At 74.9% G+C, this 21,650-nt stretch carries 22 protein-coding genes; 10 read left to right on the forward strand and 12 right to left on the reverse strand.

From position 1 onward, the window contains the following. The 4 genes from ACWF41_RS01275 to ACWF41_RS01290 all read right to left on the reverse strand — a co-directional run bounded on the left by ACWF41_RS01275 (position 1) and on the right by ACWF41_RS01290 (position 3,029). Complete coding sequence (locus ACWF41_RS01275) at positions 1 to 765, reverse strand: ABC transporter permease (protein WP_380325226.1); 765 nt, start codon at positions 763 to 765, stop codon at positions 1 to 3. Beyond that, entirely contained in the window at positions 765 to 1,562 is a 798-nt protein-coding gene (locus tag ACWF41_RS01280; RefSeq protein ID WP_380325223.1) for an ABC transporter ATP-binding protein, read from the reverse strand. The genes ACWF41_RS01275 and ACWF41_RS01280 overlap by 1 nt, the downstream gene beginning before the upstream one ends. Positions 1,563 to 1,588: 26 nt before the next feature. After that, positions 1,589 to 2,428 carry a DUF4097 family beta strand repeat-containing protein gene (locus tag ACWF41_RS01285; protein ID WP_380325220.1) on the reverse strand — a complete coding sequence of 280 codons (840 nt, stop codon included), beginning with the start codon at positions 2,426 to 2,428 and terminating at the stop codon, positions 1,589 to 1,591. Positions 2,429 to 2,510: 82 nt separating this feature from the next. Continuing rightward, on the reverse strand, positions 2,511 to 3,029 hold the full coding sequence (locus ACWF41_RS01290) for a toxin-antitoxin system HicB family antitoxin (protein WP_380325217.1): 519 nt from the start codon (positions 3,027 to 3,029) through the stop codon (positions 2,511 to 2,513). 118 nt (positions 3,030 to 3,147) lie between these two features. Between ACWF41_RS01290 and ACWF41_RS01295 the strand changes: the two genes are divergently transcribed. Next, entirely contained in the window at positions 3,148 to 3,936 is a 789-nt protein-coding gene (locus ACWF41_RS01295; protein WP_380325214.1) for a class I SAM-dependent methyltransferase, read from the forward strand. Positions 3,937 to 3,963: 27 nt separating this feature from the next. Here the strand turns inward: ACWF41_RS01295 and ACWF41_RS01300 are convergent, their stop codons facing one another. Both ACWF41_RS01300 and ACWF41_RS01305 read right to left on the reverse strand, forming a co-directional pair. After that, positions 3,964 to 4,815 (reverse strand): VOC family protein, encoded by an 852-nt coding sequence (locus ACWF41_RS01300; protein WP_380325211.1) that lies wholly within the window; start codon positions 4,813 to 4,815, stop codon positions 3,964 to 3,966. Between the two features lie 36 nt (positions 4,816 to 4,851). Further along, positions 4,852 to 5,427, reverse strand: a complete 576-nt coding sequence (locus ACWF41_RS01305; RefSeq protein WP_380325208.1) for a GNAT family N-acetyltransferase — start codon at positions 5,425 to 5,427, stop codon at positions 4,852 to 4,854. Between the two features lie 93 nt (positions 5,428 to 5,520). Between ACWF41_RS01305 and ACWF41_RS01310 the strand changes: the two genes are divergently transcribed. Continuing rightward, entirely contained in the window at positions 5,521 to 6,792 is a 1,272-nt protein-coding gene (locus ACWF41_RS01310; RefSeq protein ID WP_380325205.1) for an endonuclease/exonuclease/phosphatase family protein, read from the forward strand. Positions 6,793 to 6,866: 74 nt separating this feature from the next. Next, positions 6,867 to 8,012, forward strand: coding sequence for a ScyD/ScyE family protein (locus ACWF41_RS01315; protein WP_380325202.1), 1,146 nt, complete (start codon positions 6,867 to 6,869; stop codon positions 8,010 to 8,012). Between the two features lie 85 nt (positions 8,013 to 8,097). On the opposite strand, the gene ACWF41_RS01320 is transcribed toward ACWF41_RS01315, so the two are convergent. After that, complete coding sequence (locus ACWF41_RS01320; RefSeq protein WP_380325403.1) at positions 8,098 to 9,171, reverse strand: Gfo/Idh/MocA family protein; 1,074 nt, start codon at positions 9,169 to 9,171, stop codon at positions 8,098 to 8,100. After that, the gene (locus tag ACWF41_RS01325) at positions 9,168 to 10,322 is read right to left on the reverse strand and encodes a Gfo/Idh/MocA family protein (protein WP_380325400.1); all 1,155 of its coding nucleotides are present in this window, start codon (positions 10,320 to 10,322) and stop codon (positions 9,168 to 9,170) included. Before ACWF41_RS01325 ends, ACWF41_RS01320 begins: the two co-directional genes overlap by 4 nt. A 132-nt stretch (positions 10,323 to 10,454) precedes the next feature. Here ACWF41_RS01325 and ACWF41_RS01330 point away from each other — a divergent pair, with 132 nt between their 5' ends. Both ACWF41_RS01330 and ACWF41_RS01335 read left to right on the forward strand, forming a co-directional pair. Continuing rightward, complete coding sequence (locus ACWF41_RS01330) at positions 10,455 to 11,516, forward strand: LacI family DNA-binding transcriptional regulator (protein WP_380325397.1); 1,062 nt, start codon at positions 10,455 to 10,457, stop codon at positions 11,514 to 11,516. 19 nt (positions 11,517 to 11,535) lie between these two features. After that, the gene (locus ACWF41_RS01335; RefSeq protein ID WP_380325395.1) at positions 11,536 to 12,666 is read left to right on the forward strand and encodes a threonine aldolase family protein; all 1,131 of its coding nucleotides are present in this window, start codon (positions 11,536 to 11,538) and stop codon (positions 12,664 to 12,666) included. Positions 12,667 to 12,762: 96 nt separating this feature from the next. Here the strand turns inward: ACWF41_RS01335 and ACWF41_RS01340 are convergent, their stop codons facing one another. Continuing rightward, the gene (locus ACWF41_RS01340; RefSeq protein WP_380325392.1) at positions 12,763 to 14,031 is read right to left on the reverse strand and encodes an MFS transporter; all 1,269 of its coding nucleotides are present in this window, start codon (positions 14,029 to 14,031) and stop codon (positions 12,763 to 12,765) included. Between the two features lie 182 nt (positions 14,032 to 14,213). Between ACWF41_RS01340 and ACWF41_RS01345 the strand changes: the two genes are divergently transcribed. From ACWF41_RS01345 to ACWF41_RS01365, 5 genes are all read left to right on the forward strand, one after another. Continuing rightward, entirely contained in the window at positions 14,214 to 15,113 is a 900-nt protein-coding gene (locus ACWF41_RS01345) for a winged helix-turn-helix transcriptional regulator (protein WP_380325389.1), read from the forward strand. Between the two features lie 41 nt (positions 15,114 to 15,154). Next, the gene (locus ACWF41_RS01350) at positions 15,155 to 15,628 is read left to right on the forward strand and encodes an SRPBCC family protein (protein ID WP_380325386.1); all 474 of its coding nucleotides are present in this window, start codon (positions 15,155 to 15,157) and stop codon (positions 15,626 to 15,628) included. After that, a complete protein-coding gene (locus ACWF41_RS01355; RefSeq protein ID WP_380325383.1) occupies positions 15,625 to 16,908 on the forward strand; it encodes a glycoside hydrolase family 3 N-terminal domain-containing protein in 1,284 nt (427 codons plus the stop codon). The genes ACWF41_RS01350 and ACWF41_RS01355 overlap by 4 nt, the downstream gene beginning before the upstream one ends. 232 nt (positions 16,909 to 17,140) lie before the next feature. After that, the gene (locus ACWF41_RS01360) at positions 17,141 to 17,965 is read left to right on the forward strand and encodes a methyltransferase domain-containing protein (protein WP_380326104.1); all 825 of its coding nucleotides are present in this window, start codon (positions 17,141 to 17,143) and stop codon (positions 17,963 to 17,965) included. Positions 17,966 to 18,008: 43 nt separating this feature from the next. After that, a complete protein-coding gene (locus tag ACWF41_RS01365; RefSeq protein WP_380326107.1) occupies positions 18,009 to 18,908 on the forward strand; it encodes a CHAD domain-containing protein in 900 nt (299 codons plus the stop codon). 25 nt (positions 18,909 to 18,933) lie between these two features. On the opposite strand, the gene ACWF41_RS01370 is transcribed toward ACWF41_RS01365, so the two are convergent. The 3 genes from ACWF41_RS01370 to ACWF41_RS01380 form a co-directional block, all read right to left on the reverse strand. Continuing rightward, a complete protein-coding gene (locus tag ACWF41_RS01370; RefSeq protein WP_380326110.1) occupies positions 18,934 to 19,215 on the reverse strand; it encodes a hypothetical protein in 282 nt (93 codons plus the stop codon). Beyond that, entirely contained in the window at positions 19,212 to 20,483 is a 1,272-nt protein-coding gene (locus tag ACWF41_RS01375) for an inorganic phosphate transporter (RefSeq protein WP_380326113.1), read from the reverse strand. The genes ACWF41_RS01370 and ACWF41_RS01375 overlap by 4 nt, the downstream gene beginning before the upstream one ends. Positions 20,484 to 20,625: 142 nt before the next feature. Continuing rightward, positions 20,626 to 21,645: an NAD-dependent epimerase/dehydratase family protein gene (locus tag ACWF41_RS01380; protein ID WP_380326116.1), complete on the reverse strand. Its 1,020-nt coding sequence runs from the start codon at positions 21,643 to 21,645 to the stop codon at positions 20,626 to 20,628. Between the last annotated feature and the right edge of the window lie 5 nt (positions 21,646 to 21,650).

Raw genomic sequence — 21,650 nt, forward strand, 5'->3', positions numbered from 1 at the left:
TCAGCCGACGCGCCGCCGGTAGGCGGCGACGGCGAGGGCGTAGCCGATGACGAGGATGCCGACGAGCCAGGCCAGCGCCACCCAGATGTCGCTGCCGACGGGCTGCTCGGCGAACAGGGCCCGCACGGTGTCGACGATCGACGTCACCGGCTGGTTCTCGGCGAACCAGGCGACCGGGGCCGGCATCGTGTCGGTGGGCACGAAGGCCGAGCTGATGAACGGCAGGAAGATCAGCGGGTAGCTGAAGGCGCTCGCGCCGTCGACGGTCTTGGCCGAGAGGCCGGCGAGGACGGCGAGCCAGGTCAGGGCGAGGGTGAACATGACGAGGATCCCGGCCACGGCGAGCCAGGCCCCCACCGACGCCCCGGTGCGGAAGCCCATGATCAGGGCCACCCCCACCACGATCGCGACGGAGACGATGTTCGCCACGACCGACGTGAGCACGTGCGCCCACAGGACGCTCGACCGGGCGATCGGCATGGACTGGAAGCGGTCCACGATGCCGCCCTGCATGTCGAGGAACAGCCGGTAGGACGTGTAGGCCACGCCCGACGCGATCGTGATCAGCAGGATGCCGGGCAGCATGTAGTTGATGTACGACTCGTCGGAGCCCGTGTCGATGGCGCCGCCGAGGACGTAGACGAACAGCAGCATCAGCGCGATCGGCGTCACCGCGGTGGTGATGATCGTGTCGGGGCTGCGCAGGATGTGGCGCAGCGAGCGGCCCGTGAGGACGCGGGTGTCGCTGAGGACGGCGGTGGTCATCAGGATTCCTTTCCGGTGCTCTGGTCTGCGGGGGTGGCGCCGACGAGGGTGAGGAACACGTCCTCGAGGGACGGCTGCTTCTCGACGTACTCGACCTCGGCGGGCGGGAGGAGCTGCTTGAGCTCGGCGAGCGTGCCGTTCTGGATGATCGTGCCCTGGTGGAGGATCGCGATCCGGTCCGCGAGCTGCTCGGCCTCGTCCAGGTACTGGGTGGTGAGCAGCACTGTGGTGCCGCCGCTGGCGAGCTGCTTGACGGTCTGCCACACCTCGATGCGGGCCTGTGGGTCCAGGCCCGTGGTCGGCTCGTCGAGGAAGATGATCGGCGGGTTCCCGATGAGGCTCATCGCGATGTCGAGGCGGCGGCGCATGCCGCCCGAGTACGTGCCGGCCCGGCGGGCGCCCGCCTCGGTGAGCGAGAACCGCGCGAGCAGGTCGTCGGCGATCGCGCCCGGGTGCGGCAGGTGCCGCAGGCGGGCCACGAGCACGAGGTTCTCGCGCCCGGTGAGCACCTCGTCGACGGCCGCGAACTGGCCGGTGAGGCTGATCGACTCGCGCACGTCGCCGGGCTTGGCCGCGACGTCGAACCCGTGCACGACGGCGGTGCCCGCGTCGGCCTTGAGGAGGGTCGACAGGATCCGCACGAGGGTGGTCTTGCCGGCGCCGTTCGAGCCCAGCAGCGCGAAGATGCTGCCCGACGCGACGTCGAGGTCCACCCCCCGCAGCACGTGCAGGTCGCCGAAGGACTTCTCGATGCCCCGCACGCGGATGGCGGGATCGGGGGTCTGTGCAGTGGTCATGTCCGGAGCTCCGTTTCCTGTGTCGTTCACGGCCGGCGGACGACGACGTCGCCGTAGCCGGTGCTGGCGTGGATCTCTGCGGTGGCCTCGTCCTCGACCGGGCCCTCGGTGGGGGTCAGCTGGTTGCGGACGGAGCCGCTGTCCGACGCCAGGTCGAGGAAGGCGGCGGTGCCCTCGGGCACCCCGACCTCGATCGAGCCGTACGAGGTGGTGAGCGTGACGGCGCCGGTCTCGAGGTTGTTCACCCGGATGCCGGCGTGCGCGGACTTCGCGGTGAGGGTGCCGCGCACGCGGCTCACCGCGATGTCGCCGTGCGCCCCGAGCACCTGGAGGGTGCCGGTGACGGATCCGACGGTGGTGGTGCCGTTGGTCGCGCGGATCGCGCCGTCGCCGGAGATCTCGTCGACGAACACGGACCCGGCGCTCACCTTGACGTCGAGCGAACCGGTGACGCGGCCCGCGGTCACGGAGCCGGCGGAGACCTTGACGTCGAGTCGCTCGACGTCGTCGACGCGGGCGTTCCCGGCGGACAGCGTCATGTCGACGACGGCGAGCGCGCCCTCGGCGTAGAGGGAGCCGGCCTTGCCGCTCAGCGAGGACCCCTCGGGGAGCTCGACGGTGATGTCGGCGGTGCCGGCGGCGAACGGGAGCACGTACTGCTTCCACGAGCCGGGGTAGGTGATCGAGACGGCGTCGCCGTCCCGGTCGACGCGGACCTGCTCGGCGGCGCGGGTGCTGCCGGACTTCGCGTTGGTGGGCAGCACGGTGACGACGACGTCGTCACGATCGCCGGCGACGACGTGCACGTTGGCGAAGGGCACGTCCACGAGGACCGGGACGGGCTGGGGGGCGGGGTAAGTGGGCATGACGGAGCTCCAACAGTGGTGTCGGTGTGGTGTCAGGCTGGTCGGTGGGGCGGGTGGCGGTGCGGCGCGATGTCGCGTGGAGTCAGCGCACCCAGCCGGTGACGCGGCCGGAGCCGCGCTGCTGCGGACGGGCCTGGGCGGCCGGACGTCCGGTGGACTGCTCGAGCGCGGCGGCGACCGCGCGGACGAGCCACGTGTTGACGGAGACGCCGTCGCGGGCGGCGGCGACCTCGGCCTGGGACTTCAGGTGGTCGGGCAGGCGGAGGGTGGTGCGGGTGGTGGCGCCGCCCTCGACGTCCGGGGCGGGGAGCGGCGTCTCCTCGGCGGCGGGCGCCGGGGCGGCGGCCTCGGCCGGCGCGCGAGGGACGGTCACGACGAACTCCGGCGACCCGCCGCGGAGGCGGATGTCGACGGAGCCCGGGGCGAGCTCCGCGGAGATCTCCCCGGCCGCGTCCGACAGCGCCTCGAGGAGCACGAGCCGCGCGGCGACGTCGAGCGGGGCGGTGAGACGGCCGGCGAGGTCGCGCGCCTCGTCTCCGCCTGCTGCGGCTGCGGTGGCGAGCTGCCGCTGCAGCTCGTCGGCGTATCGGGTCAGGTCCATGACTCCACTATGACACCACTGTGGTGTCATCGCAAGGGGTTTGGTGTCATGAATGTCGCCGAGTGGTGTCACGCCCCTCGGGGCCCGGCGTCCCGGCGTCGCGACTAGCGTGGGCGAGGTGACCCAGCACCCCGAGGACGCGCACGGCGTCCGCCTGTTCGACGACGTGCGCCCGGACGAGGCGGACCGCGCCTACCTGCCGGGCATGAGCAGCGCGTGGAAGATGCCCTGGTACGACATGCAGAGCTGGTGGCGCCACGCCGGGCGCCTGCACCGCCGCACGGTCGCGCTGGCGGGCGTCACCCCCGGGCAGCACGTGCTCGACGTCGGCTGCGGCACCGGCAACCTGGCGCTCACGGTGCTGCGGGAGGTGCCGGACGCGGCCGTGACCGGCGTCGACCCGGACGGCTCCGCGCTGCGACGCGCGGCCCGCAAGGCGCGGCGTCGCGGGATCGGACGACGCGGGATCGGACGACGCGGGGGCGGACGGCGCGGCTCCCTCACGCTGGTGCGCGGGTTCGCCGACCGCCTTCCCGCCGCGGACGGGAGCGTCGACCACGTCGTGTCCTCGCTCGCGCTGCACCACGTGCCGCTCGACGAGAAGCGGAAGTTCGCCGCCGAGCTCGTGCGCGTGCTACGCCCCGGCGGGACCGTCACGATCGCCGACCTCGACGCGCCCGACCACGACCACGGCGGGCACGACCACGGCGGGCACGACCACGGCGGCGGGCACGGGCGCGGCGGCCACCGGCACCACGAGATCGGCGTGAACCAGCACCGCGAGGACAACGCCGACGGCGGCATCCAGCGGCTGCTGACCGACGCAGGGCTGGCCGACGCGCGCGAGGTGGACCGCGCCACGTTCATGGACACGCCGGTCATGTGGGTGCAGGCGCGCCGTCCCTGAGGCCGCGCCCGTGACACCGGGGCCCGGTCAGGCCCCCTGCGGCGCGAACTGGGACAGCACCAGCTCGGCGCCGAACGGGTCGCGCACGGTGACCGCGCGGACCCACGCGTTGTCGTCGGTGGAGACCACGGTGCCGCCGGCGGCCCGCGCGGCCTCGGCGGCGGCGTCCCGGTCGGCGACGGCGAACACGATGGACCAGTGCGCGGGCCCGTCCGTGGGTTCCAGCCCGGCGACGGCGTCGGCGAACCCGGGCGGGGCGAACCCGGCCTGCCGGTCGTAGATGTCGGGGTCGGACGTCGCGGCGAGGTGGTCGCCGTACCCGGGCACGCGGGCCATGCCGATCGCGAGCTCCGGGTCCACCGCCCAGCCGAGCAGCGGGCCGTAGAACGCGAGCGCCGCGTCGGCGTCAGGCGTGCGCAGGTTGCTGAAGTTCCAGGTGCCGGGCGCGTTCACCACCTGCGCGCCGGGGCGGGTGCCCGCCTGCCAGAGCCGGCCGGGCGCGCCCTGCGGGTCGCGGAAGCGGACCATCGTGCCGGCCACCGACCCCGGCGGCCCCACGGGCTCGGGCGGCGTCACGACCTGCCCGCCGAGCTCCGTGATCCGCGCCGCCGCCGCGGCGGCGTCGTCCACGGCGAGGTAGGTGTTCCAGGCCACGGGGCCGCCGGCGGGGGCCCCCGGGTCCGGCGTCGCGAACGCGGCAACGGCGGTGGCGTCCGTGCCGTCGAGCGACGCGACGACGTAGCGGCCCGGCGCGCCGGGCGGCAGCTTCTCGGTGAACGACCAGCCGAACAGCGCGCCGTAGAACGCGAGTGCCGCGTCGACGTCGGCCACCTCCAGGTCGATCCAGCTCGGGACGCCGTGCGGGTAGGTGTGCGTCATGCCCCCACCCTGCTCCCCGCCGCCGCACCGGCAGCGTCAGGCCGACCCGTCCGTGTCCGCGCCAAGGCCGGTCGCCAGGTCGGTCACGAGGTACAGCGAGTCGCCGTGCGCGGCGTCCGCCTCGACGCGGCCGCTCTCGACGAAGCCCACCTTCGCCAGCACCCGGAGCGAGGCGGCGTTCCAGTCCCGCACCGTGGCCCACACGCGGGGGCAGCCCGACTCCCGCGCCCAGCCGAGGACGGCCCGCGCCGCCTCGGTCGCGTACCCGCGCCCCCACGTGCGGCGCAGCAGCTCGAACGCGAGCTCCGGCTCGTCCTCGGGGCCGGCGTCGCCGTCGATCAGGCCGCAGTACCCGACGACCTCCGCGGTGGCCACGACCTCCACGGCCAGCAGCCCGCGCCCGGGCGGCCGTACGCCGTCGCGGACCCAGGCCTCGACGTCCTCGAGGGTGGGCCGCCCGGCGATGTCGATCCGGCGGTGCGCGGGGACGCGGGGGTCGCGCTCCGCCCACAGCTGCCGCTGGACCGGCGCCTCCTCGACCCGCCAAGGGCGCAGCCGCAGCCGGTCCGTCTCGAGCACGACGGCGGGCCCGCGGGCGGAGAGGACTCCCATGCTCCCGACCCTAGCCAGGGCGGCACCCGCCGTTCATCCACAGGTCGCCGCGCCGCCCTTCCCCCGGCGCCCCCCACTCCCTACCGTGGCCCCATGACCTCTCGCCGTCGCACCCCCGCGCGCAGCACCGTCACCGCGGCCGCCGCCCTCGCCCTCGGCGCGGGCCTCGCCGTCACGCCGCTGGCCGCGAGCGCCGGCGGCACCGGCCACGGGCACGGCGGGGGTGGTGGGAACGGGGGCACGCCGCTGCGCGTCGCGACCTACAACCTGTCGCTGAACCGCGCGACGGAGGGCGAGCTGCAGGCCGACCTGTCCACGGGCGACGACGCGCAGGCGCGCACGGTCGCGGAGGTCATCCAGCGCGCGGACCCGGACGTGGTGCTGCTCAACGAGTTCGACTACGACGCCGCGCACGCGAGCGTGGACCTGTTCCGCGAGAACTACCTGGAGGTGCCGCAGGGCGGCGCCGACCCGGTGCGCTACCGCTACGCGTACACCGCGCCGTCGAACACCGGGGTCGCGAGCGGCTTCGACCTCAACAACGACGGCCGGGTGGGCGGCGGCGACGACGCGTTCGGCTTCGGGGAGTTCGAGGGCCAGTACGGGATGGTCGTGCTGTCGAAGTACCCGATCGACACGTCGCACGTGCGCACGTTCCAGAAGTTCCTGTGGAAGGACATGCCGGGCGCGCTCCTGCCCGACGACCCGGCGACGCCGGAGCCGGACGACTGGTACTCCCCCGCCGAGCTGGACGTCGTGCGGCTGTCGAGCAAGTCGCACTGGGACGTGCCGGTGCGCGTCGGCAAGCGGACGGTGCACGTGCTCGCCGCGCACCCGACGCCGCCCACGTTCGACGGCCCGGAGGACCGTAACGGCCGCCGCAACCACGACGAGATCCGCTTCTGGGCCGACTACGTGACGCCCGGTGTCACGTCCCGGTACATCGACGACGACCAGGGCCGGCGCGGCGGCCTGAAGCCGGGCGAGCGCTTCGTCATCGTGGGCGACCAGAACGCCGACCCGCTCGACGGCGACTCCGTGAACACGGCCGTCGACCAGCTGCTCGACCACCCGCGCATCACGGACCCGCGGCCGACGTCGGCCGGCGCGGTCGAGGCGGCCGCGCTGCAGGGCGGCGCCAACGCGACCCACTGGGGCGACCCGGCCCTCGACACCGCCGACTTCTCCGACTCCGCGCCCGGCAACCTGCGGGCCGACTACGTGCTGCCCTCGAAGGGCCTGCGGGTGCGCGACGCCGGGGTGTTCTGGCCCACGCAGGCCGACCCGCTGTCGCGGCTCACGGGCGTGTACCCGTTCCCGTCGAGCGACCACCGGCTCGTCTGGGTCGATATCACCCTCGGCTGACGCTGCGAGCGCCCGGGGGCGATCGCAGGCTCGAAGGTGCTGTGCCACCTCACCGTCGAGCCCTGGAGCCACCCATGAGACGCGCCCTCACCGCGGCCGCCGCAGCAGCGACGGCCCTGTTGCTCGCCGCGAGCCCCGCCGCCGCCCACGGCGGCAAGCCCGCACCGAAGCCCCCGACCGTCACGGAGATCGCCTCCGGCCTGGTCACCCCGCTCAGCGCCGCGGTCGGCGCCAAGGGCACCTCGTACGTCACCCAGAACTTCGCCGGCCTGCTCACCGAGGTGGACAAGCACGGCGACACCACCGTCCTCTACGGGTCCGCGAACGGCGAGGAGGTCGGCGGGGTCTCCTACCGCGACCGTCGCCTCGCGTTTACCGAGACCCTCATCGACGACGAGACGGGCCCGGTCGCGTCGAGCATCAAGACGCTGCGCCTCGACGCGAAGGGCAACCCGACCGGCCCGGCGCGCACGCTCGCCGACATCCGCGCCTACGAGAACGCGAACAACCCGGACGGCGACGTCACCTACGGGTTCCGCGACGTCGACCAGGCCTGTCTGGACCAGGCGCCGCCGGACGGCATCCCGGTCCGGTACGAGGGCATCCAGGACTCCCACCCGTACGCGACCACCCAGGTCCGGGGCACCACGTTCGTCGCCGACGCGGGCATGAACGCGATCCTGTCCGTGAGCGACCGGGGCCGGGTCCGGACCGTGGCGGTGCTGCCCGCCCAGCCGGCCGTCGTGACCGCGGAGGCCGCGGCGATGTTCGGCCTGCCGGACTGCGTCGTCGGCGAGACGTACTGGTTCGAGCCCGTCCCCACCGACGTCGAGATCGGCCCGTGGGGTCAGCTCTACGTCACCACCTTGCCCGGCGGCCCGGAGGACGACAGCCTCGGCGCACGGGCGGCGGTCTACCGCGTGAACCCCTGGTCGGGTTCGGTGCGGAAGGTCGCGGGCGACCTCCTCAGCGCCACGAACCTCGCCGTCTCGCCGTCCGGGGACGTCTATGTCGCGGAGCTGTTCGGCGGGAAGGTCACGCAGGTGACCCGGGGCGGCCACCGGACCATCGTCGAGACGCCGCTGCCCGCCGGCCTCGAGTGGGACCACGGTGACCTCCTGGCCACCACGAACGCGCTGCCCGGCGAGGACGCCCCGCCCGACGGCCACCTGGTGCGGATCGACCTGACCAGGTCGTACGGCCACGGTCACGGCCACTGACACTGATCCGGCCGCTGGGTGACGAGATCGGCTGGGGCTCGGTCACGAGCCCCAGCCGATCTCGGCCCCCGGCGCTTCCCCAGGATCAGGGCGTGAGCACCCGAGCCTGCTGCTGCGCGAGGACGCTGAGCTCGGCGGCCTTGAACGCGTGCTCCTGCGTCATCGCGTTCTCGGTGCGCTCGAGGCAGTCGAGGATGAGCTGCCCGAAGTACGGGAACCCGACCTGTCCGTTCGCGACGAGGTGGTGCTCGCCCTCGCCGTCGACGAGGAACACGTGCCCGCCGCCCTCACCGGTGCCGACGTTCACGTACTTGCGCAGCTCGATGTACCCCTCGGTGCCGAGCAGGATCGTGCGGCCGTCGCCCCAGGTGCTCAGCCCGTCGGGCGTGAACCAGTCGACGCGCAGGTAGCCGGTGGCGCCGTTGTCCATGACGATGCCGGCCTCGCCGAAGTCGTCCAGCTCGGGGTGGTCCGGGTGGTGGTAGTTCGCGATCGCCGCGTGGCTGACCTCGGCGTCCTTCGCCCCCGCGTAGTGCAGCATCTGGTCGAAGTTGTGGCTCCCGATGTCGCAGAGGATGCCGCCGTACTTCTCCTTCTCGAAGAACCAGTCGGGGCGTCCGGTGCCCAGGCGGTGCGGGCCCAGCCCGATGACCTGCAGCACCCGGCCGATGGCGCCGCGGTCGACGAGCTGCTCGGCCAGCACGGCGGCCTCGACGTGGATCCGCTCGGAGTAGTAGACGGCGTACTTCTGGCCGGTGCGGGCCGTGGCCTCGCGCGCGGCGGCGAGCTGGTCCAGCGTGGTCAGGGGCGCCTTGTCGGTGAAGTAGTCCTTGCCCGCCTCCATGACCCGCAGCCCGAGCGGCGCCCGCTCGGACGTCACCGCGGCGCCCGCGACGAGCCGTACCTCGGCGTCGTCGAGGATCTCCGCCTCGCTGCGCGCCACCCGCACGTCGGGGAACTTGCGGCGCATGACGTCGACCTTGGCCGGGTCGGGGTCGTACACCCACTTGAGCGTGCCGCCGGCGCCGGCCAGCCCGTCGCACATGCCGTACACGTGGCCGTGGTCGAGGCTGGTCGCCGCGAAGACGAACTCGCCCGGCTCCACGACGGGGGCGGGCACGGGGTTCGGGGCGTAGGCGGCACCGCTGGCGGCGCTCATGCCTTGGCCCCCACGATGATCTCGCCCGGCAGGTCGCCCACGGACGCGGTCTTGGAGAAGAAGTGCGGGGCGCGCTCCACGAGGGTGCCGGTGCGGTAGTACGGGTCGTCGGCGCTCAGCGGCAGGTCCACGGTGCGGCGCTCGACGCCGGCCTCGTAGATCGCGGTCACCAGCTCGATGGCGCGGCGGCCGTCCTCGCCGGTGACGGCGGGGCGACGACGGTCGCGCACGGCGGCGAGCATGTCGCCGATCTGCCCAGCATGGCCCGTGTGCTCCAGCGGGCGGTGAGCCGCGGCCACCGCCTCGATCGCGGCGACCCGCTCGGGGTCGCCCTGCCGGTCGGGGAAGCCGGCGGGGTTGGCGGTCTCCGCCACGACCTTCCACGGCTGCGAGACGCGGGCGTGCCGGCCCTGCACGACGATGGCCTGCTCCTCGCCGTGGCTCACCACCGACGCGGTCACCTCAGCGAGCGCCCGGTCGTACTGCAGCACGCTGACGGACAGGTCCTCGACCTCGGCGTTCTCGTGCGCCGCGTTGGTGAGCACGGACGTGACGGCCTGCGGCGAGCCCAGCATCCACAGCGTCATGTCGAGGTGGTGGATGGCGTGGTTGAGCGTGCAGCCGCCGCCCTCGCTCTCCCACGTGCCGCGCCACCACAGGTCGTAGTACTCGGTGCCGCGCCACCAGGCCGAGCTGACCTGGGCATGCGTCACGGGCCCGGCGAGGCCGGAGTCGAGCACCTCCTTGAGGGTGGCGATGTCGTCGCGGAAGCGGTTCTGGGCGACGACGGACAGCAGCCGCCCGTTCCGCTCGGCGGCGGCGATCATGGCGTCGCACTCCTCGAGCGACGGCGCCATGGGCTTCTCGACGAGCACGTCGACGCCGGCCTCGAGAGCCGCGATCGACAGCTCGGCGTGCGTGGACGGCGGCGTCGCGACGCTGACGAGGTCGAGGTTCTCGGCGGCGAGCATCTGGGCGGCGTCCTCGTAGACGCGGGCCCCCTCGAGCCCGAGCTCCGCACGCATGGCCTCGGCCCGGCCGGGCGCCGGGTCGCACAGCGCGACGATCTCGCACTGGTCGCCGAAACGCTGATATCCGGCGACGTGGGCGCGGGCGATGCCGCCGGTGCCGACGATCCCGATGGTGAGCATGGTCCCTCCGATGGAACGAGCTGACGTCGTGCATGATACGTATCATGTGATCGATCACCCAGCGTGGCCGCGACCCGCGGTCGTGTCAAGCGGTAGGAACGGGCGAAAGGTCCGGGAGGTCATACTGTGGCGGTGCCGACCCCACCCACCAGCCGCGACGTCGCGCGCCTCGCCGGGGTGTCGCAGGCGACCGTCTCCTACGCGCTGACCGGTCGCGGCACGATCTCGGCGGCCACCCGCGAGCACGTGCTCCGGGTGGCCGAGTCGATCGGCTACCGCCCCAACCTCGCCGCCCGCTCGATGCGCACGCGTCGGTCCGGCCGACTCGCCGTGATCACCGGCGCGACGCTCGACAACCAGCTCCGCCTCCTCGCCGGCGCGGGCGAGGTGGCCGAGGCCGCGGGCTTCGTCATGGAGACGCAGACCGACGACGACACGGTGGCCCGCCGCTCGGAGCGCGTGCGCGACCTGGCCGCGAGCCGCCAGTACGAGGGGATCCTCACGCTGGTGCCCGTGCTCCCGGAGGTGCTGTCCGACGCGACGGGCGCCCCCGGAGAGGGGGCCACGCCCGTCGTCGCCGAGGCGACGTTCGACGAGCAGATGCGCACCCTCGGCGACCTCGCCGACGCCAGCACCGTCCGGGTGCTCGTCGAGACGCTGGTCGCCGCGGGCCACCGCCGGTTCGCGCACGTCGCGGGGAACGACCAGTACGCGTCGGCCCGCGCGCGGCGGGACGTCTACCTCGACGCGGTCGCGCGGGCGGCGGCGGACCCCGCGACCCCCGGCGTGGTCTCGCTCGGCGTCCTCGGTGGCACGTGGTCCGGCGACGCCGCCCGCCGCGCGATCCTCGAGCTCCCCGCGCACACGCCGCCCGTCGCGGTGGTCGCGGCCAACGACGTCCTCGCCGCGGGCGTGCTGCGCGGCGCGGCGGAGCGCGGTTGGTCGGTGCCGGGCGACCTGGTCGTCACGGGCTGGGACAACTTCGCGATGGGCGCCCTCATGATGCCCTCGCTCACCACCGTCGACGTCGACTTCCCGGAGGCCGGCCGCGCCGCGATGCGCCGGCTGGTCGCCGCCGTGCGCGGGGAGCCGCGCCCGGGCCCGGGCTCCCCGATCCACCGGATCGTGTGGCGGGAGTCGACGGGCGCGGTGCCCGTCCTCCCGGCCGACGACGCCGGGGAGCCTCCCCGGTGACGGTCGTACCCTGAGGCGCGTGACCGACCCCCGCACCCTGCCGCCGTTCGCCTCCGACAACTACGCGCCCGCGCACCCGGATGTCCTCGCCGCCGTCGCGGCCGCGAACGACGGGTACGCCGTCGCGTACGGCGACGACCCGTGGACGGCACGCCTCGACGCCCGCGTGCGCGAGGTGTTCGGCGCGGGGGCGCTCGCGTTCCCGGTGCTCAACGGCACGGGGGCCAACGTCGTCTCGCTCACCGCGCTGTCGCCGCGCTGGGGCGGCGTCGTCGTGTCCGACGTCGCGCACGTCAACACCGACGAGAACGGCGCGCCCGAGCGGGTGGGCGGCCTCAAGCTGCTCGCCTGCCCGTCCGTGGACGGCCGGATCACGCCGGACGACGTCGCCCGGTGGGCCTGGCAGCGCGACGACGTGCACCGCGCGCACCCCGCCGTGCTGTCCCTCACGCAGTCCACCGAGCTGGGCACCGTGTACGCGCTCGACGACCTGCGCGCCCTGACGCACGTCGCGCACGACCTGGGGATGGCCGTGCACGTGGACGGCTCCCGGCTGGCCAACGCGGCGGCGGCGCTCGGCTGCTCGCTGCGGGCCCTGACCACCGACGCCGGGGTGGACGTCGTGTCCCTGGGCGCCGCGAAGAACGGCGGCATGCTCGGCGAGGCCGTCCTCGTCCTCGGGCCCGACGACGCGCCGGACGCCGCGTCCGCCCGCGCCCGGGAGGCGGCGCAGGCCGCCGTGCCGTTCCTGCGCAAGGCGACGATGCAGCTCGCGTCCAAGACGCGGTTCGTCTCCGCGCAGCTCCTCGCGCTGCTCGGGGAGCCCGGTGACGCGGGCGACGACGAGCCGCTGTGGCACCGCAACGCCGCGCAGGCCAACGCCATGGCGGCCCGGCTGCGGGCGGGGCTCGAGGCCCTGCCCGGGTCGGACGACGACGGCGTGCGCGTCACGCGGCCCACCGAGGCGAACGCCGTCTTCGCGACCCTCCCCCGCGACGCCGCCGACCGCCTGCGCGCCGTCGCCCGGTTCTACGACTGGGCCGACGGCGAGACGCCCGGGCGCGTCGAGGTGCGGCTCATGTGCGCCTGGGACACCGCGCCGGAGACCGTCGACGCCTTCGTCGCCGCAGCGGCCGACGCCCTGCCCTGATCGCCGAGGTAGTCCGAAACCCCGCGAGGTAGTCCGAGACGCGGCCAGGTAGTCCGAAGCCCCGCAAGGTAGTCCGGAACCTGCCGCCCTGACCGGTCAGCGCGACGCCGGGGCGGCCTCCGACGGGACCGGCCGAGCGGCGTCGAAGTCCTCGAGGTCCCGCAGCCGGCGCACGGGGCTGAGGCCCACGATGAGCGGGCCGAGCAGCATGACGAACGCGGAGCCGAGCAGCACGGCCCGGTTGCCCACGTGCGCGGCGAGCACGCCGGCCGCGAGCGAACCGAGCGGGATCATGCTCCAGGACACGAACCGGACGGTCGCCATCACGCGGGACAGCAGCGCGGGCGGGCTCGCCACCTGGCGGTAGGTGCGCGTCACGACGCTGCCCGGCACCACGGAGGCGCCGAACACGAGCGTCCCGACGGCGAAGCACAGCCAGCCGAGGGCCCCGGCGCCGAGCGGGATCAGCAGGGCGCCGGCGAACCCGACCAGCCCGTCGAGCAGCAGCACGCGCGCCGACCCGAACCGGCGCACGAGCCATGGGGTGGCGGCCGCGGCGAGCAGCGAGCCCACGCCGTCGGCGGCGAGCAGCACACCGACCATCGCGGGCGGGGCGTCGAGGTCGCGCACCAGGTAGAGGGCGAACAGGCCGGCCTGGACGCCGCACACGAAGTTCACCGCGCAGGCCCACCAGGTGGCCGGCGCCATGACGGGGTGCCGCACGACGAACCGCCAGCCCTCGGCGATCATCTGCCCCATGCCGGGGCGCGTCTCGCCGTCGCCGAGGGCGGGCTCGCGCCGCTCGGGCAGGCGCCGCAGCAGCAGCGCGGACGCGACGTAGGAGGCGACGTCGACCAGCAGCGCGGGCACCGCGCCGACGGCCTGCACCAGGAGCCCCGCGAGCGACGGGCCGCCGAGCTGCGTGGCGGCCTGCGTCCCGGACACGAGGCTGTTGCGGCTGGTCAGCTCGTGCTGCGGCACCACCGTGGGCAGGAAGGTGGTGTTGGCGGTGAAGAAGAACACCTCGGCCACGTTGACGGCGAGCGCGGCGAGGACGAGGTGGACCAGGGAGAGCTCGCCCAGCCACCACACGAGCGGCAGGGCGAGGATCGCGGCGGCCCGGACCAGGTCGGCCACGACCTGCGTGGCGCGCAGCGGGAGCCGGTGCACGATCGCGCCGGCGGGCAGCCCGAGCACCCCCCAGGCGAGGTAGGACGACGCGGCCAGCACACCGGTCTCGACGGGACCGGCGTCGAGCACGGTGACCGCCGTGAGCGGCAGCGCGACGCCGGTGACGGCGGTGCCGACGCCGCTCGTGGTGCTCGCGGCCCAGTAGGTCCAGAACGGCCGTGCACTCGTGGCCACCGGCCACCTCCTCGTCGTCGGGGTCCCGGCTGACCGCTGTGGGCGGGCGTTTGGCCCTCGGTCACCGGGAGAACAGGGCCAAACGCCCGCTCACACCACCGTGCGGGTGTAAGTTTCAAATTGGAACTTACACCACGACGCGGGATGGACGCGCACCCCGGCCCGGCGAGAGGATGACCACCATGCGCCGCGAGGACCTTGCCGACAGCTCGTGCGGCATCGCGCAGTCCCTGGGCGTCGTCGGCGACTGGCAGAGCCTGCTGATCGTCCGCGAGGCCGCCGCCGGCGTCGCCCGGTTCGAGGGGTTCGACCGCGAGCTCGGCCTGTCGCGCCGGGCGCTCACGGAGCGGCTCGGGTCGCTCGTGGAGCACGGCGTGCTCGAGAAGGTGCCCTACTCCGAGCGCCCGCCCCGCCACGACTACCGGCTCACCGCGCGCGGCGAGGGCCTGCTGCCCGTGCTGCTCGCCCTGCAGGAGTGGGGCACGCGGTTCGTCATGGGCGACGGCACGCTGAGCGGCGCCCTGGGCGACGGCGACCTCGCCCGGGCGCGGGCGCTGAAGGGCACGCGGGTGCCCGACGTCGCGCTCACCGCCCACGACGGCTCCACCGTGCACCTCGTGGACCCGGACCGCTGGACCGCGCTGTTCTTCTTCCCCGGCGCGTACGCGCCCGGCACCCACGGGTACCCGCCACGCTGGGGGGACGTCCCGGGCACCGCCGGCTGCACGCTCGAGTGCGTCACCTACGGCCGCCGGCACGCCGACCTCGACGCCGCCGGCGCGCGGGTGCTCGGCGTGAGCACCCAGCACCCCGAGCAGCAGGCGGCGTTCGCCGCGCACGCGGACCTGCCCTACCTGCTCGCGTCGGACCAGGACGGCCTCGCCGCCTCCGCCCTGCGGCTGCCCGTGTTCCGCGCGGGCGGCGCGGACCGGCTCAAGCGGGTCACGCTCCTGGTGGACCCGGCGGGCGTCGTGCGGCACGTGCAGGCCCCCGTGACCGACCCGGCGCAGTCCGTCGACGACGTGCTCGGTCTCCTGCGGGAGCTCGCCCGCGACGGGGCACCCGCTCAGCCTCGGGGATAGGGTCGAGACCTACCGGAGCCGGCGGAAGGAAACCCCCCACGATGACGACCCCGACCAGCCCCAGCAGCGCGTCCTCGCACCGCTACCCGCACGTCGCGGAGGCGTCGATCCACGTGACCCAGCCGCCCGAGCGGGTGTGGGCGGAGCTCATGCACCCGGGCGCGCGGTGGATGCTGGGCGCGAACATCGAGACGGACTTCCAGCCCGGCAGCCCGGTGACCTTCGAGGGGCACTTCTTCGGGCGCCAGTTCGCCGACAAGGGCGTGGTGATCGCCGTCGACCGGCCGCGGCTGCTGCACTTCACGCACTTCTCCCCGCTCGCGGAGCTTGCGGACGTCCCGGACAACTACCACGAGATTCGCATCGGTCTCGAACCGGACGAGACGGGTACGGTGGTGTCCGTGCGGCAGGAGAACATCGACACGGCCCAGCACGCGAGCAGCTCGCAGGCCCACTGGCAGGACGCGCTCGCCACCCTCGCCCACCGCGACGGTGCCCCTGCCCGACGCGCGTGACCCCTCGGCGCGGGGCGGCGCCCGTCGCCGCCCTGCTCGCCGCCGGAGCGCTCGCCGCCGGCTGCTCCGGCCCGGTCGGCGAGCCGTCGCCTGCGCCCGCTCCCGAGTCGTCGTCCGCGGCGTCCCCGACCAGCGCCCCGTCGCCCACCCCCTCCCCGACGCCGCCGCCTTCCCCGACCGCCACCCCGAGTCCGACGCCGACCGCCTCGTCGTCGGCGAAGCCCACGGAGGGCACCGCGGAGCCGGACGACGTGCTCGCCGGCTGGACGCTGCGCCAGAAGGTGGGCCAGCTGGTCATGGTGGGGGTGTCGGTGAGCGACCCGGCCGCGGTGAGCGCCGAGGCGATCCGCGACGACCACGTGGGCAACCTCTTCCTGCACGGCCGCAGCACCGCGGGCGTCCAGGCCACGCGCGACCTCGTCGACCGGTACACCGCGCTGGTCTCGGCCCGTTCCACGCACGGCACCCCCCTGCTGGTGGCGACCGACCAGGAGGGCGGCCTGGTGCAGGTGCTGCGTGGGCCGGGGTTCTCCACGATGCCGAAGGCCACGGAGCAGGCCACCTGGAAGCCCGCCACGCTCGAGAAGCGCGCGCGGGGCTGGGGTGACGAGCTCGCCGCCGCCGGCGTGAACCTCAACCTCGCGCCCGTGATGGACCTGGTCGACGAGGCCGACGCCGCGGACAACCCGCCCATCGGCTACTTCGGCCGCAGCTACGGCTTCACGCCGACGAGCGTGGTGCGCTCCGCGGACGCGTTCAGCGCGGGGCAGCGCGCGGCCGGCGTCGAGACCGTGATCAAGCACTTCCCGGGTCTCGGGCGCGTCACGTCGAACACGGACACCTCCACCCACGTGACCGACGACGTCACCACCCACGACGACCCGTCCGTCGGCGTCTTCGCGCAGGGGATCGACGCCGGCGCGCGGTTCGTGATGATGTCCACCGCCATCTACACCAAGATCGACCCGGACGCGCCCGCCGCGTTCTCCCCCGTCGTCGTCGGCGACCTCCTGCGCGACCGGCTCGGCTTCGACGGCGTCGTCATGACCGACGACCTGTCCGCGGCGGTCCAGGTGCAGGGCTGGTCGCCCGGCCGGCGCGCGGTCGAGGCCGTCGACGCCGGCGTGGACCTGGTGCTCGCGTCCGCCGACCCGTCCGTCGCGCCCGCGATGACCGACGCCCTCGTGGCCAAGGCCCGCAAGGACCCGGCGTTCGCGAAGAAGGTCGACGCGTCCGCGCGCCGCGTCCTTGCCGCCAAGGCCGCCCTCCCCGCGAGGTAGTCCGCATCCCGGCGAGGTAGTCCGAACCCCCGCGAAGTAGTCCAGCTCTCGCCGAGGTAGTTCGAGATCCCGCGAGGTAGTTCGGTTCGCGCCGAGGTAGTCCACTACCTCGACAGGAATCGAACTACCTCGCGGGATCTCGAACTACCTCGGCAGGTTTCGGACTACCTCGGCGGGTCCGCCGGGCGCGAACATCGTTGACCCGCGCGACGGCCGGGTCTTGGCTGACGGCATGACCCCCACAGCACCCGGTGTCCCGGACCCGGCGGAGCTCCGCCAGGTCGCCTCGTCGTTCGGCGTCGACGCCGACCGCTACGACCGAGCCCGCCCGCGCTATCCGGACGCCCTGATCACAGCGGTGGCCTCGGCGGCGGCCCGGGTCGCGCCGGCGGGGCGCACGCCGCGCGTGCTCGACGTCGGGGTGGGCACCGGGATCGTCGCGCGGCAGCTGCGAGCCGCGGGGTGCGACGTGCTCGGCGTGGACGTCGACGACCGCATGGCCGAGGTGGCGCGCCGTGACGGGACGGAGGTGGAGGTCGCCCCGTTCGAGGAGTGGGACCCGGCGGGACGGTCGTTCGACGCCGTGACCGCCGGCCAGACGTGGCACTGGGTGGACCCGGAGGCGGGGGCGAACCGCGCCGCCGACGTCCTGCGCCCCTGCGGGGAGCTGAGCGTGTTCTGGAACGCCGGCGACCCGCCGGCCGCCCTGGCGGCGGCATTCGCGGCCGTCTACGCGCGAGTGCTGCCCGGGTCGCCGATGGCGACGGCGGGGACGATGACGTCGATCGACGGCTACGCGCCCATGGTGGCCCGCGCCGGTGACGGCGTGCGGGCGACCGGCCGGTTCGAGGCCCCACGCGAGCACCGGTTCGACTGGCAGCGCACGTACACCCGCGACGAGTGGCTCGACTGGGTGCCCACCACCGGCCTCGCGACGCGCCTGCCCGCGGAACAGCTGCGCGCCGTCCTGGACGGGCTCGGGGCCGCGATCGACGACGTCGGGGGCAGCTTCGTGCAGCAGGGGTTCACCCTCGCGCTCACGGCGGCCCGCGCCTGACCCCGCCCCGGGCGTGCGCCCGGCCCGCGGGCGAGGATCGAGCATGGCCCGCACGGCCGGCGAGGTGCTCACGGACGCGATCCGCACCCAGGCGGAGACGATCCTGCGCGGCCACGACGACGTGCGCCTCGCGGCGTCGGGCCCCGACGCTCCCGAGGCCGTCCACGACGCGCGCGTGGCCGTGCGACGGCTGCGCGGCACGCTCCGCGCGTTCCGGCCGTGCCTCGACCCGGAGGACGGCACGCTCGACGCGCTGACGTGGTGGGTCCGCACCCTCGGGGCGGCGCGCGACGCCGAGGTGCGGCGCGCGGGCCTCGCGGCGCTCGCCGCCGACCTGACCACCGACCCGCCCGGTGCCGACCCCGAGGTGCACGCGGGCCTGGTGCTGCTCGACGGCGCGCTGCGGGCCGCGCACGAGGACGCGCGGGGCGGGGTGGCGGAGGCACTCGCGTCGCCCCGCTGCCGGGACCTCACCTCGCGGCTGGACGCCCTCGCCGTCGCGCCGCACGCGGTGCTCGGACCCCGGGCGGGCGATCCGGGTGCCGACGCGGCGACGGCGCTGCGCCCGGGCGTCGAGCACGAGCTGGCGCGGGTGCGCCGTCGGGCCGCACCGGTGGCCTCGTGGGCGGGCCCGGACGACGGCCCTCGCCCGGCTCCGGAGGCGGTGCACCGGCTGCGCAAGGCCGCGCGCCGCGCGCGCTACGCCGCCGAGGTGCTCGGCACCTCGGGCGACGCCGGGACCGATCGGTGGGCCGCCGCCGTCGTCGACCGCCATCGCGCCCTGCAGGACCTGCTGGGCACCGTGCACGACGCCGACGTGCTGCGCGCGTCCCTCGTCGGCCTGTCGGGGCCGCGCACGGCCGCCGCCGTCACGGCGTGCACCGCGCTGGGCGACGAGCGCGCCGCGCGTGCTCTCGAGGCCGCCGCGGACCTCGCCCGCTGACCTGTTCCCTTCGAGCAGGGGACGGTCAGTGGCCGCCGGAGACCAGGAAGACGAGGCCGAAGGCGATGGCGCCGACCACGACGCCCATGCACACGATCGCGCCGGCGAGGCGGGCCGGCGACGGGCGCGGGATGGCGATGACGCGGGGCGCGGGGCCGTCGGCGTCGGACGAGGTGGCGGGCGTCTCCGCGGTGGTGCCGGCCAGCAGCCGGAGCCCGAGGGCGAACAGCGCGGGGATGCCGGCGCCGACGATCAGCCCGGCGACGAGCACCTGGCCGAGGGCGCCCCACTCGATGAAGTCGGTCATGCTCCCACCTTCTGGTTCGAGGCCCCGCTGAGGGAGGCGACGGCCGGGGTGACGGACGATGCGGTGGCGACGGCGGGGACCGGGGCGACGCGCTCGCCGCCGGCCTCGCCGGTGGTGGCGGCGACAGCCTCGACGGACGCGCCCTTCTCCTCGTCCCAGGCCTCGTTGACGTTGGTGTGGTCGACGGGCTTGCGGCGCGACACCAGCCAGATCGCGGCGGAGACGACGACCAGCAGCGCGAAGACGGCGATGGTGCCGGCGGCGCCGCCGATGGACGACTCGAGCCAGTGGCACAGGGCGCCGACCAGGCCGGCGGCCGGGAGGGTCACCATCCAGGCCACGAACATGCGGCCCGCGACGCTCCAGCGCACCTTGGCGCCCGGCATGCCGACGCCGGAGCCGAGCACGGAGCCGGTGGCGACGTGCGTCGTCGAGAGCGAGAAGCCGAAGTGGCTCGACAGCAGGATGACGGCGGCCGAGGAGGTCTCGGCGGCCATGCCCTGACGGGTGTCGATCTCGACGAGGCCCTTGCCGAGCGTGCGGATGACGCGCCAGCCGCCCAGGTAGGTGCCGAGCGCCATGGCGAGGGCGCAGCTGATGATCACCCAGAACGGCACGCCCGAGTCGGCCGGCACGGCGCCGCCCGCGATGAGGGCGAGCAGGATGATGCCCATCGACTTCTGCGCGTCGTTGGTGCCGTGCGCCAGGGAGACGAGCGACGCGGAGCCGATCTGGCCCCAGCGGAAGCCGCGGCTGGTGACGTCCTGCGGGACGCCGCGGGTCAGGCGGGCCACGAGCCAGGTGCCGAGGCCGGCCACCGCGATCGCCACGACCGGGGCGATGAGGGCCGGCACCAGCACCTTGGACACGACGCCGGACCACAGCACGCCCGACGTGCCGACGGCGGCGAGCACGGCGCCCACCATGCCGCCCACGAGGGCGTGCGAGGAGCTGGACGGGATGCCGAACAGCCAGGTGATGAGGTTCCAGGTGATGCCGCCGACCAGCCCGGCGAGGACGACGGGGAGCGTGATGACTCCCGCGTCGACGATGCCCTTGGCGATCGTGGCGGCGACGGCGAGGGAGAGGAACGCGCCGACGAGGTTGAGGACGGCGGACAGCGCGACGGCGGTCCGGGGCTTGAGGGCTCGGGTGGCGATGGAGGTGGCCATCGCGTTGCCCGTGTCGTGGAACCCGTTCGTGAAGTCGAACGCGAGGGCCGTCACGACGACGAGCGCGAGCAGAAGCGTCTCGGTCACGGCACCCATCGTGGGGGGTGAACCTCGGAGTTTTCGACGGTCTGCCGTCCGTTCGGTGAACTGTTCCGGGACTGTTCACCTGCTGTTCATCTTGAGGCGGCGTGTCGTGCTCGCGCGTGGCGGGACGCGCGACGAGACGGCCACAGCACGGCTATCGGGGCGACGGCGCCGAGCCCCCGTAGTGCGCGGCCAGGCGGCGCAGGCCCTCGTCGACGTCGACGGCGGGCGTCCAGCGCAGGTCGCGGCGCGTGGCGCGCTGGTCGAACCAGTGCGCGGTGGACAGCTGCTCGGCGAGGAAGCGCGTCATCGGTGGCTCGTCGGCGCCGGGGCGCACGCGCCACAGCGCCTCGACGAGACCGCCCGCGGACCGCGCCAGGCCGGCAGGCACGCGCCACGCGGGCGGCGTGACGCCCGCGGCACGGCAGATCCCGGCGAGCAGGTCCGCGACGGTGCGCGGCTCGCCGTTGGTCAGCACGTAGGCGCGCCCGCCGACGACGTCGGGCGCGTCGTCGAGGCGGTCGAGGGCGGCGAGGATGCCGTCGGCGGCGTTGTCCACGTACAGGGTGTCGATGAGCGCGGCGCCGTGCCCGAGCAGCGGCAGCCGCCCGCGGCGCGCGCGGTCGACGACGCGCTCCACGAGCTGGGTGTCCCCCGGCCCCCAGACGATGTGCGGACGGACGGCGACGACACGCGGCGCGGAGGAGCCCCGGCCCGCCCCGCCGCCGTCCCGGCCCAGCGCCAGCACCTCGGCGGCGGCCTTGGTGCGCGCGTACTCGCCGCGAGCGCGCTCGGGGTCCGCGGGCGTGGCCGGCGCGCCCACCAGCGACGTCCCCAGGTGCGCGACCGACGGCGACGACACCTGGACGAACCGCGCCACCCCCGCGCGCTCGGCGGCGTCCAGCAGGGTCCGCGCGCCGTCCACGTTCACGGCGCGGAACTCCGCGGGGTCCCCGGCCAGCGACACCTTGGCCGCGAGGTGCACGACGGCGCCGACGCCGTCGACGGCGCGCGCGACGACGTCCGGGTCGGTCACGGTGCCGAGCACGTCCGCCGCGCCCTCGACGCCCGACGGCCGCCGCTGCAGCGTGCGCACGTCGTCCCCGCGCGCCACGAGCGCGCGGGCCACCGCGCCGCCGAGCAGCCCGGACGCCCCGGTCACCAGCACGGTCACCCCGG

It is taken from the genome of Isoptericola sp. NPDC055063, assembly GCF_053608125.1.